Source organism: Heyndrickxia sp. FW510-T9 (genome assembly GCF_058781025.1).
In genome coordinates this window covers 51,250-66,057 of record NZ_JBYSWK010000001.1, presented here as the reverse complement: position 1 = coordinate 66,057, position 14,808 = coordinate 51,250, and the positions used below count along the sequence as shown (strand labels likewise).

General features: G+C 33.6%; 17 protein-coding genes. 4 read left to right on the top strand and 13 right to left on the bottom strand.

All coding sequences use genetic code 11. The features are described 5' to 3' along the window. Positions 1 to 81 precede the first annotated feature (81 nt). The 3 genes from AC3WJF_RS00340 to AC3WJF_RS00330 are packed head-to-tail and all read right to left on the bottom strand — an operon-like array spanning position 82 to position 3,226. Positions 82 to 1,617 carry an acyl-CoA carboxylase subunit beta gene (locus AC3WJF_RS00340; protein WP_492449036.1) on the bottom strand — a complete coding sequence of 512 codons (1,536 nt, stop codon included), beginning with the start codon at positions 1,615 to 1,617 and terminating at the stop codon, positions 82 to 84. 28 nt (positions 1,618 to 1,645) lie between these two features. Then, positions 1,646 to 1,858: an acetyl-CoA carboxylase biotin carboxyl carrier protein subunit gene (locus tag AC3WJF_RS00335; RefSeq protein WP_492449034.1), complete on the bottom strand. Its 213-nt coding sequence runs from the start codon at positions 1,856 to 1,858 to the stop codon at positions 1,646 to 1,648. Positions 1,859 to 1,888: 30 nt separating this feature from the next. Then, positions 1,889 to 3,226 (bottom strand): acetyl-CoA carboxylase biotin carboxylase subunit, encoded by a 1,338-nt coding sequence (locus AC3WJF_RS00330; protein WP_492449032.1) that lies wholly within the window; start codon positions 3,224 to 3,226, stop codon positions 1,889 to 1,891. A 288-nt stretch (positions 3,227 to 3,514) separates the two neighbouring features. On the opposite strand from AC3WJF_RS00330, the gene AC3WJF_RS00325 reads away from it, so the two are divergent. Next, the gene (locus AC3WJF_RS00325; RefSeq protein ID WP_492449031.1) at positions 3,515 to 3,988 is read left to right on the top strand and encodes an N-acetyltransferase; all 474 of its coding nucleotides are present in this window, start codon (positions 3,515 to 3,517) and stop codon (positions 3,986 to 3,988) included. A gap of 51 nt (positions 3,989 to 4,039) precedes the next feature. On the opposite strand, the gene AC3WJF_RS00320 is transcribed toward AC3WJF_RS00325, so the two are convergent. The 3 genes from AC3WJF_RS00320 to AC3WJF_RS00310 form a co-directional block, all read right to left on the bottom strand. Next, on the bottom strand, positions 4,040 to 4,579 hold the full coding sequence (locus tag AC3WJF_RS00320) for an RsfA family transcriptional regulator (protein ID WP_492449030.1): 540 nt from the start codon (positions 4,577 to 4,579) through the stop codon (positions 4,040 to 4,042). 423 nt (positions 4,580 to 5,002) lie between these two features. After that, positions 5,003 to 5,176 carry a 50S ribosomal protein L32 gene (gene rpmF / locus AC3WJF_RS00315; RefSeq protein ID WP_492449029.1) on the bottom strand — a complete coding sequence of 58 codons (174 nt, stop codon included), beginning with the start codon at positions 5,174 to 5,176 and terminating at the stop codon, positions 5,003 to 5,005. Positions 5,177 to 5,240: 64 nt separating this feature from the next. Next, positions 5,241 to 5,783 carry a YceD family protein gene (locus AC3WJF_RS00310; protein ID WP_492449027.1) on the bottom strand — a complete coding sequence of 181 codons (543 nt, stop codon included), beginning with the start codon at positions 5,781 to 5,783 and terminating at the stop codon, positions 5,241 to 5,243. A gap of 448 nt (positions 5,784 to 6,231) precedes the next feature. Between AC3WJF_RS00310 and AC3WJF_RS00305 the strand changes: the two genes are divergently transcribed. Continuing rightward, entirely contained in the window at positions 6,232 to 7,440 is a 1,209-nt protein-coding gene (locus AC3WJF_RS00305) for a nucleotidyltransferase (RefSeq protein ID WP_492449025.1), read from the top strand. Positions 7,441 to 7,531: 91 nt separating this feature from the next. Here AC3WJF_RS00305 and AC3WJF_RS00300 read toward each other — a convergent pair whose 3' ends face one another. Further along, positions 7,532 to 8,329, bottom strand: a complete 798-nt coding sequence (locus AC3WJF_RS00300; protein ID WP_492449024.1) for a patatin-like phospholipase family protein — start codon at positions 8,327 to 8,329, stop codon at positions 7,532 to 7,534. Between the two features lie 161 nt (positions 8,330 to 8,490). Between AC3WJF_RS00300 and ylbJ the strand changes: the two genes are divergently transcribed. Next, positions 8,491 to 9,702 carry a sporulation integral membrane protein YlbJ gene (ylbJ, locus tag AC3WJF_RS00295; RefSeq protein WP_492449023.1) on the top strand — a complete coding sequence of 404 codons (1,212 nt, stop codon included), beginning with the start codon at positions 8,491 to 8,493 and terminating at the stop codon, positions 9,700 to 9,702. A gap of 63 nt (positions 9,703 to 9,765) precedes the next feature. Here the strand turns inward: ylbJ and coaD are convergent, their stop codons facing one another. From coaD to AC3WJF_RS00280, 3 genes are all read right to left on the bottom strand, one after another. Beyond that, a complete protein-coding gene (gene coaD / locus AC3WJF_RS00290) occupies positions 9,766 to 10,245 on the bottom strand; it encodes a pantetheine-phosphate adenylyltransferase (protein WP_492449021.1) in 480 nt (159 codons plus the stop codon). Beyond that, entirely contained in the window at positions 10,242 to 10,817 is a 576-nt protein-coding gene (gene rsmD / locus AC3WJF_RS00285) for a 16S rRNA (guanine(966)-N(2))-methyltransferase RsmD (RefSeq protein WP_492449019.1), read from the bottom strand. The genes coaD and rsmD overlap by 4 nt, the downstream gene beginning before the upstream one ends. Before the next feature lie 455 nt (positions 10,818 to 11,272). Further along, positions 11,273 to 12,682, bottom strand: coding sequence for a stalk domain-containing protein (locus tag AC3WJF_RS00280; RefSeq protein WP_492449018.1), 1,410 nt, complete (start codon positions 12,680 to 12,682; stop codon positions 11,273 to 11,275). Positions 12,683 to 12,829: 147 nt separating this feature from the next. Between AC3WJF_RS00280 and AC3WJF_RS00275 the strand changes: the two genes are divergently transcribed. Then, positions 12,830 to 13,216 carry a DUF7147 family protein gene (locus tag AC3WJF_RS00275; protein ID WP_492449016.1) on the top strand — a complete coding sequence of 129 codons (387 nt, stop codon included), beginning with the start codon at positions 12,830 to 12,832 and terminating at the stop codon, positions 13,214 to 13,216. Between the two features lie 209 nt (positions 13,217 to 13,425). On the opposite strand, the gene AC3WJF_RS00270 is transcribed toward AC3WJF_RS00275, so the two are convergent. The 3 genes from AC3WJF_RS00270 to AC3WJF_RS00260 all read right to left on the bottom strand — a co-directional run bounded on the left by AC3WJF_RS00270 (position 13,426) and on the right by AC3WJF_RS00260 (position 14,742). Further along, complete coding sequence (locus AC3WJF_RS00270) at positions 13,426 to 13,701, bottom strand: YlbG family protein (RefSeq protein ID WP_492449014.1); 276 nt, start codon at positions 13,699 to 13,701, stop codon at positions 13,426 to 13,428. A 143-nt stretch (positions 13,702 to 13,844) separates the two neighbouring features. Then, positions 13,845 to 14,291, bottom strand: coding sequence for a YlbF/YmcA family competence regulator (locus AC3WJF_RS00265; protein WP_492449013.1), 447 nt, complete (start codon positions 14,289 to 14,291; stop codon positions 13,845 to 13,847). Positions 14,292 to 14,355: 64 nt separating this feature from the next. Continuing rightward, positions 14,356 to 14,742 carry a hypothetical protein gene (locus AC3WJF_RS00260; protein ID WP_492449011.1) on the bottom strand — a complete coding sequence of 129 codons (387 nt, stop codon included), beginning with the start codon at positions 14,740 to 14,742 and terminating at the stop codon, positions 14,356 to 14,358. Between the last annotated feature and the right edge of the window lie 66 nt (positions 14,743 to 14,808).

Genomic DNA, 14,808 nt, shown 5'->3' with positions numbered 1-14,808 from the left:
TAATATTATTGTACCAAATTATTATAATAGTGTTAAAAATAATATAAGAACAGCACTAAGTAAGTACTGTTCTTATATTATTTATACAGGATATACAGGATGTTTTCTCGTACTAAAATTCAACTCTTTTGTTTCATACATATGAAAACGATTGATCAATACTTTTCTTAAGTCATTCGGAGCAACTATTTCATCTACAATCAATTCGGAGGCAAGCTTATAAATATCAATTGTTTCTTGATATTCCTTTTGCTTTTCCTGTACGTAGGCAATTCTCTCTTTCGGATCTTCAATCGCTTGAATTTTATTAGAATAGACGGCATTTACAGCAGCTTCCGGTCCCATAACGGCTATTTGCGCAGTTGGCAATGCAATACAGCAATCTGGTTCAAATGCTGGACCTGCCATAGCATATAATCCTGCACCGTATGCTTTCCGAACAATAACTGAAATTTTCGGAACCGTTGCAGAACTCATAGCTGCAATTAATTTGGCACCATGGCGAATTATTCCCGCTCTTTCCACCTTCGTACCAATCATAAATCCAGGAACGTCTGCTAAAAACAATAGTGGTATATGGAAGGCATCACATAGCTGGATAAACTTCGCTGCCTTATCTGCGGAATCCACAAATAAAACTCCACCTTTGATTTTAGGTTGATTTGCAATGATTCCAACTGCTCTTCCGCCAATTCGTGCTAGTCCTGTTATAAGTTCTGGAGCGAATAGTTTTTTAATTTCGAAAAAACTGCCTTCATCTATCAGTGAATCAATGCATTCATACATATCAAACGGAGCATTTTGATGCTTCGGAATAATTTCTTCAACACTTCTGCCAGTTCTTGGCTGGATGGATTCTATGAAGTTTGGCTTCTCCGTATAATTTTTTGGAAAATAACTTAAGTATTTACGGGCAGCGTCAATTGCTTCTTCTTCTGTTTGGACTAACATGTCTCCACATCCGCTGACAGAACAATGCATTCTTGCTCCACCCATTTCCTCTAATGTAACTTTTTCACCGATAACTTTTTCAGCCATTCGCGGTGATCCAAGATACATGGAAGCATTTTTATCAACCATTATTACGATGTCACAGAATGCTGGAATATATGCTCCTCCAGCTGCGGATGGTCCGAATAACAAGCAAATTTGTGGAATCATACCAGATAGTTTTACTTGATTATAAAAAATCCTACCCGCTCCGCGACGGTTTGGAAACATATCTAATTGATCCGTAATACGCGCGCCTGCAGAATCAACTAAGTACAATAAAGGAACTTTTAGCTTTTCAGCTGTTTCTTGTATGCGGATAATTTTTTCTACTGTTCTAGCACCCCAAGAACCTGCTTTAACGGTAGAATCGTTTGCCATCACGCAAACAGTTTGACCATTGATTTTTCCGATTGCTGTAACAACACCATCTGCAGGTAAATCCTCTGCTTGGCAATTTGCAAAAAGACCATCCTCTTCATATTCTCCATGATCAAATAACTTATTTAAACGATCCCTTACGAAAAGTTTATTTTGGCTCTTTAACTTTTCATGATATTTTTCAGGACCGCCTGCATTAATTTTTTCCTTTATAGCAGACAATGAGTAGTCTGTTGTTTTCGTCAACACGGCCATCTCCTCTCGTATTTGAAGCTTAATCTAATGTAATAAGGACGTCTCCTTCATTGACAAAATCTCCAACGTTTACTTTCACTTCAGAAACTCTTCCTGCCTCGCTTGCTTCAATCGGAATTTCCATTTTCATTGATTCCAGCATAATAATGGTTTGTCCTTCGGATACTTCATCACCGTTATTTACTAAAACATTTAACACAGTTCCTGCCATTGATGCATATACTTCTTTCATGTTCTTTTCCTCCAATGTATTTGTTAATACTTAATTTACTTTTATAATGTTGTTGATATTTGTAAAATAAAATCCATTTTGAAAAATTTCATTCTTTAAAACCGCTTGGATAAACGGGATATTTGTTTTAATACCTTCAATTTTTGTATCTTCTAAGAATGTAAATGCCTTTTGAATGCAAGCTTCTCTTGAATCAGCATATAAAATACATTTAGCAATCATAGGATCGTAAAAAGGAGTAACCTTCAAACCTTGAGTATAACCGCTATCAATTCTTATACCATCCCCTTTTCCCCATGAAAGAGAGGAGATCGTTCCTGGAGAAGGATAGAAGGTTTTAGGATCTTCAGCGTAAATTCTTAATTCAATTGCATGACCCTTTTCCATTATTTCATTTTGTTTTAACGGCAATTTTTCACCACGTGCCACAGTGATTTGCCATTTTACTAAATCAATATTTGTAATCATTTCAGTGATGGGATGTTCAACTTGTAAGCGTGTATTCATTTCTAAAAAATAAAAATCTTCATTTTCATCAACAATAAATTCTACAGTACCAGCATTTTCATAATTTACTGCCTTTGCTGCTTTTATCGCAGCATCATACATTTTCTCCTTTGTTTCTTGTGAAATTTTAGGTGAACCAGCTTCTTCTATAACTTTTTGATTTCTTCTTTGAACGGAACAGTTTCGCTCAAATAAATGAATTACCTGATTATACTGATCAGCAAATATTTGAACTTCTATATGCCGAGCATTATCAATGCATTTTTCAATAAATACTCCATCTGATCCGAAGTAGGCCTTGGCGCGATTTTTTGTAGATTCAAAATGCTGATTGAGCGCTTGCTCATTCTCACATCGAATCATTCCAATACCTCCTCCGCCACCACTTGCCTTTAACATAACCGGATAGCCAATTCTTTCGGAAAAATGTAGGGCTTCCTCAATATTTTGTAATCCCTCTACACTTCCTGGTACAACAGGTACTCCAGCTGCAATCATTTTTTTGCGAGCACTAATCTTATCGCCCATTTCTTCAACCGTTTCGGGATTTGGACCAATAAACTTGATTCCCTTTTCCATCACCTTTTTAGCGAATGCACTGTTTTCGGATAGTAACCCATACCCAGGATGAATCCCTTGAACATCTTCCTTCACAGCGATATCGATGATTAAATCCATATTTAAATAAGATTGATTTACTGGTGGTGGTCCGATACAAAAAGCTTTATCAGCTTCCTTTACATACGGAAGTTCCGCATCAGCATCTGAGTAAATAGCTACTGTTTCGATCCCCATTTGTTTGCACGTTCTAATGATACGAGATGCAATTTCTCCACGATTTGCTATTAAAATTTTATTCATAGCAGAACCCCTTTCAACAAATCCTAAATATGTCTCTTTTGAAAACGGGAATTATGATCTGCCCGTTTTTCACTTACAAAATGCATCACATAAATAAAATTCTACAAAAAAATATTTTTTCCTTCATTTTTTGTAAACGCTTCCGAAAGTTAAAGCGGAATTTTATATTTATTTGGTATATAATTAATATATAATAATCAAAACAGCACTTCATCACTTAATTCTAAACAATAGCCAAAGTAATTTTTATCCACATAGGATTTAGATAAAATAAGGAGGAAGGCAGCTATGAAAATAGAGAGATTAAAAGTTAACTATAAAACATTAGAAGAATTTAAAAAATTTAAAGAATATGGAATTCAGGAATTATCCATGCTCGAAGATCTTCAAGAAAACATTATTGAAGATAATTCAGAGTCCCCATTCTTCGGAATTTATTTTGCTGATAAACTTGTCGCCCGTATGAGCTTATACAAACGAGATGCAAAATACGATCTATATTTTGATCCGAGACAATCTTATTTGGAATTATGGAAATTAGAAGTCTTGCCTAACTATCAATTTAAAGGCTTTGGAAAAGCTCTTGTTGATTTTGCAAAAGACTTAGGTCTTCCAATCAAAACAAATTCGAGAATGAAGTCCAAAGAATTTTGGGAAAAGATAGGTTTCCAAACAGTTGAATATGATATGGATAGAGATTTAGGTCAAAATCCATTAGTGTGGTGTCCGGAAGGTGTTAAACTACAAAAAACAAACAGCTAAAATGCTGTTTGTTTTTTTGTTCTTATTATGGGGCTATACTACATTTTGTTTCTATTTCAACGCCATTTTTCTAGCCTTTTCCATTATTGCTAACATTGAGGAATATTCTTTTTCTAATTCACAAAATTCCTTTTGTTTCTCCTCATAAATGTGTTGTAAATGGAAAAATTTATTTCGAAATTCCTCCGCCTCATTACTTAAGTTTTCTTTATCCTTCCTAGCTTGGTCTTGTGAAAATTGAAGGTTTTCTAAATATGCAATAACATTTTTTAAATTAATAGAAGGCACAGCCTCTTCCTGTTTTTCACTAACTTCAACATATTGAAGCGGTGCAGACTGTTCGTTTTGATCAGTTTGTTTATTTTTTCTTTCTTTTCTTTGTTTTTTAGCTAATTCTATACCAGACTTATATTGTTTTCGTACATATGAGTTCCAGCGAAAGCCACAGGCTGCTGCAGTACGATTCATTTGCTTCCCGACTTCCTCAAACGCTTGAAGCTGTGTGCTTCCTTCGCGAATATGTCTTAGGACAACCTCCGCTAATAACAAATCTTCATCATGTGACCAAGCATCTTGACGAGTAGATGACAATTCTATCCCTCCCAGCTTTTTATTTATCGCTCTAACTGTCGAATTGGCATAAGCAAATATTAGCAGTATGTATAGATCTCTTACTATGCGTTAATGCCTTACACGACAATTTTGCTAACAAAATAAACTCCCTAAAGTAGGGTAAACTTCTGATCCACAAGGATTGTGTAAAATATGAATGCATTTTTTCTACTATAGGAAGATTCATTAATTCATACATATGCAGCTGATAGAAAAGATAGACTATACCAGGATTAGATTTAATTAAATAATAATTTTGGAACAGTATCTTTTGGATTTAATTGTATTTTTTCTCTAGCAATTGGAGTTTTTCGAATCTGCTGTTAATCCATTTCTAATTCATTGCTTTTCCATAAAAAACGAAAAAAAGGTGAAGAGCCATGGTCTCTTCACCTTTTTTTATTAGTTATTAACTACATCCTTGCCTTTATATGTTCCACACGCTTTACATACACGGTGAGCAAGTTTCATATCTCCACAATTAGGACATTCAACCATGCCAGGTACTTGTAATTTAAAGTGTGTACGGCGTTTTCTTTTCGCAGTTTTGGATGTTCTTCTAAAAGGTACAGCCATTCTTCCCACCTCCTTAAAGAGATCACGGTTGTAAAGAAACAGTAAAGCTGGTTCTTCCAAATTTTTAAGATTCTTCTTTATTAAAGAATTTTGCTAGTCCGGCAAGACGAGGATCTAATTTTTTTGCATCCTTGCCTTCAATTAGTTTGTCTTGGTCTTCTCTCACTACTTCCCAGTCATTTCCCGTAGGAAGCTCTGAATTCTCATTTGCTTCCTCACTAAATACTTGCATTGGAATTTCCAAAAGAAGTAATTCGGTGATAATTGGGTTCAAATCAATAACTTCACCAATAGGCTGGTGAATTTCCGCCTCATCATCTTCATAAGATTCTGCCGGCTTCAACAAAAATATTTCAGTAGTGTCTATATCGATAGGGTATCGAACATCTTTAAGTGTTCTTGAGCAAGGCAAAATTAAGTTTCCTGTTATATGAAGCTGAAAAGTTACCTTTTCAGATGTAACATTCGCAATACCTGTAACATGCATCGGAGAAACGTTACGAACTTGTGAATCCCTTTTAATAAGATCCTCGGAAACATCTATCATTTCATCTAACTCGATGTTCTTGCCGCGATATTTTTGCAACTGAATCGTAGACCATTTCATGTAAATCACCCCAAGGCAACAAAGGTAATTATAGCTTTCATCATACCTTTTGTCAATATTTTATCTTTACAATTTCAAATGCGAAGGCGCCTTGCTCATCGACGTACAAACTGGAGGGCTTCGACTGAGATAAAGGAAACACGGCGAGGTTTTTCAGGAGCCGATGTTGACTTATCGTAGGGAGGAGACCGGAAGTTTGCTAGTCGATAGGCGCTGGAGCTAGACGTAAAACCTATTTCAAATAGTTATATTGATACTTCTTTCAAAAAATTAAATCATCATTGTAGTAAGAGCTATTCTTAGTATTGTATACTCTTTTGAAGAAAATGCAAATACTTGCAAGTATTCAGCAAGTTATTAAAAAAATTGTCAAGACTAGTGATAAAATAAAGTATAACCGTTAGTAAAAGGCATATTACATTTAAAATTTAAATACATGGAGGAATTTATGAATAGTACCGGCATAATTGTGGAATACAATCCATTCCATAATGGTCATTTATATCATTTTACCCAATCTAAGGAAGCAGCTAACGCCGATATTGTAATTGCAGTGATGAGTGGAAACTTCTTGCAGAGAGGAGAACCCGCTATTGTTTCAAAATGGTCCAGGACAAAAATGGCTTTGCTTTCTGGAATAGATATTGTCGTAGAATTGCCGTATAAGTTTGCCGTTCAGCAAGCAGAAAACTTTGCATTAGGATCTGTATCTCTTCTAGATGCTCTAGGCTGTCAAAGTTTTTGTTTTGGTAGTGAATCAGGGGATATAGAGGTTTTTACGAATACAATTGATATCATTCAGAAAAATCTTGAACAATATAATGAAAATATAAAAAAATATATGCAAGCTGGGGTCAGCTACCCATCTGCATTATCCAAAAGCTTTCTAGATTTAGGGTTGGGAACGGAGTATTTAGATCTTTCTATGCCAAACAATATCTTAGGCTACCAGTATGTTAAGGCACGAAATCATATTGATTCTAATATGAAAGCACTAACTATTTCTAGAAAAAACGCAAATTATCATGATGAAAATTTTTCATCTTCAACGATTGCAAGTGCGACCGCTATTCGAAAAGCAATATTTGATGAAAATAATCCATCAAATATTGAACAATATGTACCTGCAGCTTCCTATAATGAACTTCTAAATTATAAACAACATTTTGGAATCCTCCACCAATGGGAACTTTACTGGCCATATTTGCAATACAAGCTGATTTCAACGAAGCCGGAAGAAATTGCCCATTTGTATGAAGTTGAAGAAGGAATTGAGCATCGTCTACTAAAAGCAGCGGAAAAGTCGACTAGCTTTTATGATTTTATGAGTAAGGTAAAAACAAAAAGATATACTTGGACAAGAATTCAAAGAATGTGTGTCCACATTTTAACGAATACAAAAAAAATAGAAATGAAGAATGAAAAAATGCTACCGGAATATATTCGCCTCTTAGGAATAAGTCAAAACGGGAGATCATATTTAAACGAAATGAAGAAAAATATATCACTTCCCATTATTTCTAAGCTTTCTTCCTTTGAAAATGATTCGATACAATTAGATATTAAAGCTTCAAGAATATACGCCCAAGGATTAAATGAACCAGAACGGCAATATCTTATGAAAATGGAATTTTCCCAACCGCCTATCCAAATATAGAAAACAGGTGACCGACTTATCACCTGTTTTCTTTGGCGGCAAAAGATGCAGTTATATAATTGCATCAACTATGTTTGCCGAAAAACATAGCTTACATTTCATCTGAATTTTTCTCCGTCCACCGATTCAACACATGCATTATTTCTGGAAGTTTCTTTATTGTCTCTTCTTCCCCTATCTTAATAATTTCTTCTGTATTAGTAAAAGCAGTTGAACTATATTCGGATACATCAGGCTGGATTAGTACATCTGCTCCTAACCTGCGATTAGATATCGCTTCCAAATGCAAAATATCAATGCTCTTCATAATAACATCATACATATTAGTAATTTCAGTTTCTTTTTTACTGTAAGTAACATCAACACCAATAATAATATCTGCCCCCATTTTCTTGACGATAGAGACAGGGACTCGGTCAATTACTCCTCCATCTACTAATATTTTCCCATTCATTTTTACAGGTACAAAAATACCTGGGATTGAGATGCTTGCACGAACTGCATCCGCAATTGGCCCTTTCGAAAATATTACCTCTTCTCCTTTCACAAGATCAGTGGCTATAATGGATATTGGTAGTTTCAAATCCTCTATATATTTCCCGTGGGTAAATAGCTTAATAAATTCCTTTATTCGGTTTCCACTAATAAACCCCATTTTGGGAACAGTAAAATCCATATAAAACTTTCTCTTGAATGCAAGTGAAAGCTTAATTAAATAATCGATATTATGTCCCATTCCATAAAAAGTTGCGACAAGTGCACCCATACTACTCCCAGCCATATAATCAATCGAAATATTATGCTCCTCTAAAACTTTTAATACACCTAAGTGGGCAAAACCACGTGCTCCACCAGATCCCAATGCCAAACCAATTTTCGGTTTGTCCATTTATATAAATCCCCTTTCCAAGTGAAGAACTGGTATTATCATGAAAAATCGTATTTTCGAACTCAGTACATAATATGGTCTAAAATATTTATCTATGAGTATATTGATTTATATGGGGACAAGTTATTTATTTTGGATTATTTATTTAGGAGGGACAAAGGTTGTTTAAATCGAGATTAAAAACAGTCTTTTTAGCTTCTAGTGCAACATTAATGGCTATTTCTATGATTGTTCTTCCGAAAGTAACTTCAGAAGCATCGCTTGACGGATTGAATATTTGGTGGGGAGTCGTCTTTCCCTCTCTTTTTCCCTTTTTCGTCATTTCCGAATTATTGATAGGATTTGGGGTTGTTAAATTTATCGGAGTGATTCTTGAACCATTAATGCGACCGTTATTTCGTGTACCTGGTGTTGGGGGATTTGCTTTAGCAATGGGTATGGCTTCAGGAAATCCGGCAGGAGCTAAAATAACCGCCAGACTGCGTCAGGAAAAACAATTATCACAGATTGAAGCGGAGAGACTTGTTTCCTTTACTAATTACTCAAGCCCTCTATTTATTTTCGTTGCAGTTTCTGTAGGCTTTTTTCACAACAAGGATTTGGGTATTATTTTTGCTACTGCGCATTATGCGGGAAATATTATGGTCGGATTGATTATGAGATATTATGGTTATTCACGTAATGAAAAAGTGAAAAATGAAATAAGAAAAATCCCCTTAAAGGAAGCTTTAAGAGCATTACATAAAACACGAGTGGAAGATAGACGACCAATTGGAAAATTATTAGGTGATGCTGTCAATTCTTCTATTCAAACTTTATTAATGATCGGCGGATTTATCATCATATTCTCAGTAATCAATCGATTATTATTCCATCTCCATGTTACATCTTTTTTAGCAAGTATTATTGGAAGCATTTTATTATCGATTCATTTTCCTATTTCACTAAGTATCCCCTATATTGCTGGTTTATTTGAGATTACTTTAGGCAGCAAATTAGTTAGTGAAGTTTTCCATTCTACCCTTTTACAACAAGCAGTTATCACTAGCTTTATTCTTGGGTTCAGCGGATTCAGTATACAGGCTCAGGTGGCAAGTATTCTTGCTCAGACAGATATTAGGTTTAAACCATTTTTTATAGCTAGAATCTTACACGGATTTATTTCTGCGTTCATCACTTTCTTTATTTGGAAACCTATCTACATAAGACTTTTTCATCCTGATCGTTCAACAAATTCTCCTGTATTTTTAAATGGTTACAATCATCATTTTTTACTGGAAATATATCGATGGGGACTACATTATGGACCGCTACTCACGATTGGAGGTATTCTTTTATACATATTCATTAATTATAAAAGGAGTCTTCAGTAAGTGAATTTGATTTGTAAAAAGAACTGCTGCACATGGGATATATGTGCAGCAGTTCTTATTTTTTTATGTATACTTTAAGCGAAGCGCTTTTTCCACTTCCTTTGGAACTAAATCCGAAATATTTCCGTTATATTTTGCCGCTTCTTTTACTATGCTAGAACTTAGGAATGAGTATTGATTGTTTGTCATAATGAAAAAAGTTTCAATTTTCTCATTGAGTACTCTGTTCATCGATGTAATTTGCATCTCATATTCAAAATCAGAAACGGCACGTAAACCTCGGATAATAGCATTTGCATTTACACTTGATGCATAATCGACAAGCAGACCTTGAAATGTATCGACAATTACATTCGGAATGCTTTTCGTCACTTCCCCTATTAATTGACTTCTTTCCTCGACAGAGAAAAGCGGGTTTTTAGATGAATTATTTAAGATGACTACATAAACCTTGTCAAAGACCCTTGCACCTCTTTTAATGATATCTAAATGACCATTTGTAATAGGGTCAAAGCTCCCGGGACAAACTGCAATACTTGTCATTCCATTTCCTCTCCCTTATTTGTATCTAATTGAAATATTGAAAGACCAATAATTCCATATTTAGCTGTTTTGATTAATGTGAAATCACCAATTAAATTTGGCAATTCTAAATCAGAGCTATGTTCACAGACGACGGAACCGTTTTCATTAAGCATGTTCGCATTACTTAACATTTGAAGTAAATCAACCAGCTTTTGCTTTTTATATGGAGGGTCTAGAAAGATAACATCAAAAGATTTGTTTCTCTTCATTAATGCCTTTAATGCTCGCTCGGAATCGTTTCTGAAAACCTCGCTTTGTTCTTCGTAGCCACATATTTTAATATTTGCTTTTAGTGTTTGAAATGCCTGAATATCACGATCGACAAATATTACTCTATCCAATCCCCGACTCAATCCTTCTAATCCAAGACCCCCACTACCTGCAAACAAATCTAATCCAATTCCACCTTCGAAATAAGGACCTATCATATTAAAAATCGCTTCTTTTACTTTGTCTGTTGTTGGTCTCGTTTGGTTGCCAGGAACTGACTTTAAACTTTTTCCTTTTTGGCTTCCTGAAATAACTCTCATTATATTCACCACAATAATTTTTTATATTTTTTCCCTATTTATCCTACCATAATGCAAGGTGGATGGAAAAGCAAAAAATCGAATGCATTTCATGACTACATTTAGACTATTAAAGATGCCTATAAAAAGATTAATTTCGCATCCAATATTTCACATTTTTATTCAAAAAGGGATTTTAAATTGATGTATAAAATCAACGTTGATGGTCATACTTTTATTAGCAACATCATTTTAGATGTTGTTGCCAACCGCGGAGAAGACTTACGTTTCCCCATAAGTTCTTCCTCCGGTTTCTCCTCTCCCTTTGCCTTCTGTCCTTTACATAGGATATAGAAGGACCCTGCAGGATTGCTGCAGGGTTTTTTATTTTTAAATAAATCATATGAATTTTTTTACAAGTTTGGTCTCTCTCTTGCGCAAGTAGCCATCTGCTAGCGCTTTTTTTAAATCGTTTATTAATTGAAAAGCTCTATCTCTTTATCATAAATTTGTATGTTCATTTTAAATAGTTGTTTTAACCAATTTTCCTCAATATAATTTTTATTATTTTGTGTAAAAATCGGATAGGTTAGAACTCCATATTTTTCGTTATTGTAATAAAATATATGACTATTTAAAGTGAATTGAAAATGATGCTTAATTTTATCAATCTGAAGAATAGTACCGTTATTTGATGTTTTTACTTTATACCCAAGTGCCGACATAGTTTTTTCAAGAGGGTACATCCTCTTTCCATGATTTAAAATGATATTCATGTTTATAACTTGGCCATTTATTTTTACTATATGTGGGTCAAACAACTGAAGTGATTTGATTAAGCTTTTTTCATTATTATTTTCTTGAAAAAAATTTGTTCGTAATCCGGTGATTTTTTGGATTAGTAAATCTAAATCTTTATCATTAATCTTATCTTTTTTCAAACTTATTATGTCATTTGTCCATTTATCCAAATCATTTTGGCTAAAGACTTTCACTAATTGATCATACAATTCTTGAGATTTTTTGGACCCTAATGGTTTTTCCATAACAGCTGATGCAATAATATCCCTTAACAATTCTTCATTACTTTCAAAATGGAATTTTTTATCCAAAAACGATTGTACAAGCATAGGTTCAAACTTTGGAACGTCCTTCACATTTAACACGATAATTGATCCAATTTGCCTAGATGTATAATCAGATGTTAAAAAAATATATATTGGTGGATGCTCTTGAAATACATTTATTTTCTCATATGGCAGAACTGGTATTTTTGTTGATCCATCATTATAAATAGTTAGCCAGTTATTTATCTTTGATTTTACAAGTTTTTTATTATTCCAAAGTAATGCGGGGATATCGGTTTTTGTCTCAAAAACATAGTAATCAATAAAATCCATGTGTTTAATGGCAACTCTATTCCCACCTGCTATCCAAGTACCATTTTGGAAATCACTATCTGATAGTTGGATTTTTATTGAATTTAATGGCACATTTTTCAATTGTAAAAACCAATCGTTTAAGACAAAAAAATCCTTATTTGCTTTTCTATTGAGCGTATAGGTAAAGGTCACATTACTGCTGCCTAGTTTAATTTTTGATTTATTTGCATTTATCCATGTACATGTTTTACCGGAACTACTGGAACACTTTAAATTTTTTATATCTTTTGGCCATATCAGCTCATAAGTACGCGGTGACAAATGATGGATGGTTTGTTGTATTATAAAATGATCATTTTGATGTTTTATGGAAAACTCAGCATTAGCTTTTTCCATTTTTTTATTTTGTTCAGATGAAAAACTTCTCCATTGAAAAAATATCACACTAATTAATACTGCTAATAGAACAAAAACAGCTAATTTCCATTTTCCTTTTTGCCGCATTCTCTTACCTCTTTTTTCTAATTACACATTATCTATTTTTGAAACCTTCTCTTTTTCATAATTCAATGATACATTAATAAGGAGCTTGTTTGCTATATGTAAATATTGATTAGATAAAAGAAAGAACGTTTGGAGTGTGGAAACAAAATGATTCAACGATTTATTGAACTTGGTGAAGGGTACTCGGATATATATGAATTAATAGAATTAGCAAAAGGGAACGAACATCGGTTAACACATCTATTGGCATTACATACAACAGTAAAAGGCAAGGAAGTAACATCATTCGTTGTAATTTTCCAACCAACAAATCCTGGAGACTTCCAAGCTTTATATATGTGTAGAGAAGGAATCCCAAATCCAAACCATTATCCTAATAAAAGATACGATCTATTTCAAGAATTAGCAGAACAAATGAACAAAAAAATTATCGAATTTGATATTAAGCCTTCCACTCTTTTTGCAGAAAAAGAATTATATTATCAATATTTAATTGGAATATTAAGAATGAATCATTTCATTAAACCTCTTTAAATAAGGCTCATTTCTTTAACTTTGTTGCTTTTATATACTAGATCTATGTTAACATCGTTATTTGGGGTAAAAATGAATAAACTGGTAAGAAAAGATGCCCCGAAACCAAGCCCACTTAGGAATTATAACAAATGACGTAAAACAACAATTATTACGAAAACAGCGTTAATAAAAAATAAACAACAGATGAAAAGATTTTCACCTGTTGTTTATATCCCCACTTTATAATCATATTCTTTTGCTTTATCCGGTTTGGAATTCTCAAATTCCGTATTCAAAAATGGTTTGTATGATTGCTCCACTTTGCGGACAAATGGCAATGCTTCAAACTTTTCTACTAAGATTTCAATTTCTTCACGATCACAATATAAAACAACATATTTCAATTTTTTTGATATATAGTGAATATTTCCAAATCTCCTAAGTGATTTGGCATGCTTTAAATTATTTAACCAAATAATTAGTCCTTGTCTATCTGAGCGCATGTCCTAATTCCCCTTATTTTAATTCTCATTAGTTTACCATATATTTTTACAATTAAGCAATAAACAACACATACAAACCATAAAATAAAAGGAATACCTAGGTATCCCTTTAAAGATTATGCAATTAAATAATAAACATTATACTACGCAGAACAGCCGCAGCTTCCGCCAGATCCACAGCCACCTGAACACGAAGACCCTGAATCAAAGAATGGATTCCCAGATGGAACTTTAATATGTTTGGAAACAGAATTTCCAACTAGCACACTAATTTCATCTAATATTTGTTGAAGCACATTTTCCGCTTGACGAAACTGTGCTACATTTTCGTCTAAATCCATTTCCCTCTTTGCTTCACGAGTTTTTTGATTTATGTTTTTATAATCTGGATGATATCTTCCAAATCTTTGTACATCTTCAAATAAATCCTTCATCCGCACAAATTCTTTAATCTTTCTTTGCGTCTCAGGATCATTATTTAATTTAAAATATGATTTTTTATATTTTAAAGCAGCATCAGACTGCAAAATCATTTTTGCTAAATTTTCCGCCTCAGCCACTACTTCTAATCTTTCAATAGTTGCAAGCAAAAAGCTCACCTCCAACATTTATTTTATCATGTTTTAAGTAGGCAAGCGAATTTTATTTAAGTTTTTATATTGTTATGTAAAACTTCTTGCTTAACCCAAGACTTTTATTATTTGGTTTTACAATATCTACTTTTATATAATGAATGCCACTATTTAGATCTTTTAAAATAAATGCTGCCGTATTATATTCAGCCTTTAACTCACCATCGACATACACTTTAATTTTCGCTGGTTGGCCTTTATTTAATCCTGAAAACGAAACATAAGGGACAAAGCATTCGACGAATAAATCATTTCCTCGCACAAAATGACGTATAGTAGCTTCTTTATTCGCTTGGCTCACAGGATTTCCGGAGGATGCTTTGACTTTAATCATTTCTGGGTTCGGTATATTTTGTCTGCATCCGCTTAAAATTATAAAAATTAAGGCTAAACCGATTACTTTCTTCATACTCATCACTCCTTTGTTTTATCATTCTTCAAAACAATGATTTTTACTCAAAAAAAACAAAAAACA

Excerpts from the sequence above, each read along its gene's own strand:
- AC3WJF_RS00335 (WP_492449034.1), bottom strand. The coding sequence starts at position 1,858 with ATGAAAGAAGTATATGCATCAATGGCAGGAACTGTGTTAAATGTTTTA.
- AC3WJF_RS00330 (WP_492449032.1), bottom strand. The coding sequence starts at position 3,226 with ATGAATAAAATTTTAATAGCAAATCGTGGAGAAATTGCATCTCGTATC.
- AC3WJF_RS00325 (WP_492449031.1), top strand. The coding sequence starts at position 3,515 with ATGAAAATAGAGAGATTAAAAGTTAACTATAAAACATTAGAAGAATTT.
- rpmF (WP_492449029.1), bottom strand. The coding sequence starts at position 5,176 with ATGGCTGTACCTTTTAGAAGAACATCCAAAACTGCGAAAAGAAAACGC.
- AC3WJF_RS00310 (WP_492449027.1), bottom strand. The coding sequence starts at position 5,783 with ATGAAATGGTCTACGATTCAGTTGCAAAAATATCGCGGCAAGAACATC.
- AC3WJF_RS00305 (WP_492449025.1), top strand. The coding sequence starts at position 6,232 with ATGAATAGTACCGGCATAATTGTGGAATACAATCCATTCCATAATGGT.
- AC3WJF_RS00300 (WP_492449024.1), bottom strand. The coding sequence starts at position 8,329 with ATGGACAAACCGAAAATTGGTTTGGCATTGGGATCTGGTGGAGCACGT.
- coaD (WP_492449021.1), bottom strand. The coding sequence starts at position 10,245 with ATGACAAGTATTGCAGTTTGTCCCGGGAGCTTTGACCCTATTACAAAT.
- rsmD (WP_492449019.1), bottom strand. The coding sequence starts at position 10,817 with ATGAGAGTTATTTCAGGAAGCCAAAAAGGAAAAAGTTTAAAGTCAGTT.
- AC3WJF_RS00280 (WP_492449018.1), bottom strand. The coding sequence starts at position 12,682 with ATGCGGCAAAAAGGAAAATGGAAATTAGCTGTTTTTGTTCTATTAGCA.
- AC3WJF_RS00275 (WP_492449016.1), top strand. The coding sequence starts at position 12,830 with ATGATTCAACGATTTATTGAACTTGGTGAAGGGTACTCGGATATATAT.
- AC3WJF_RS00270 (WP_492449014.1), bottom strand. The coding sequence starts at position 13,701 with ATGCGCTCAGATAGACAAGGACTAATTATTTGGTTAAATAATTTAAAG.
- AC3WJF_RS00260 (WP_492449011.1), bottom strand. The coding sequence starts at position 14,742 with ATGAAGAAAGTAATCGGTTTAGCCTTAATTTTTATAATTTTAAGCGGA.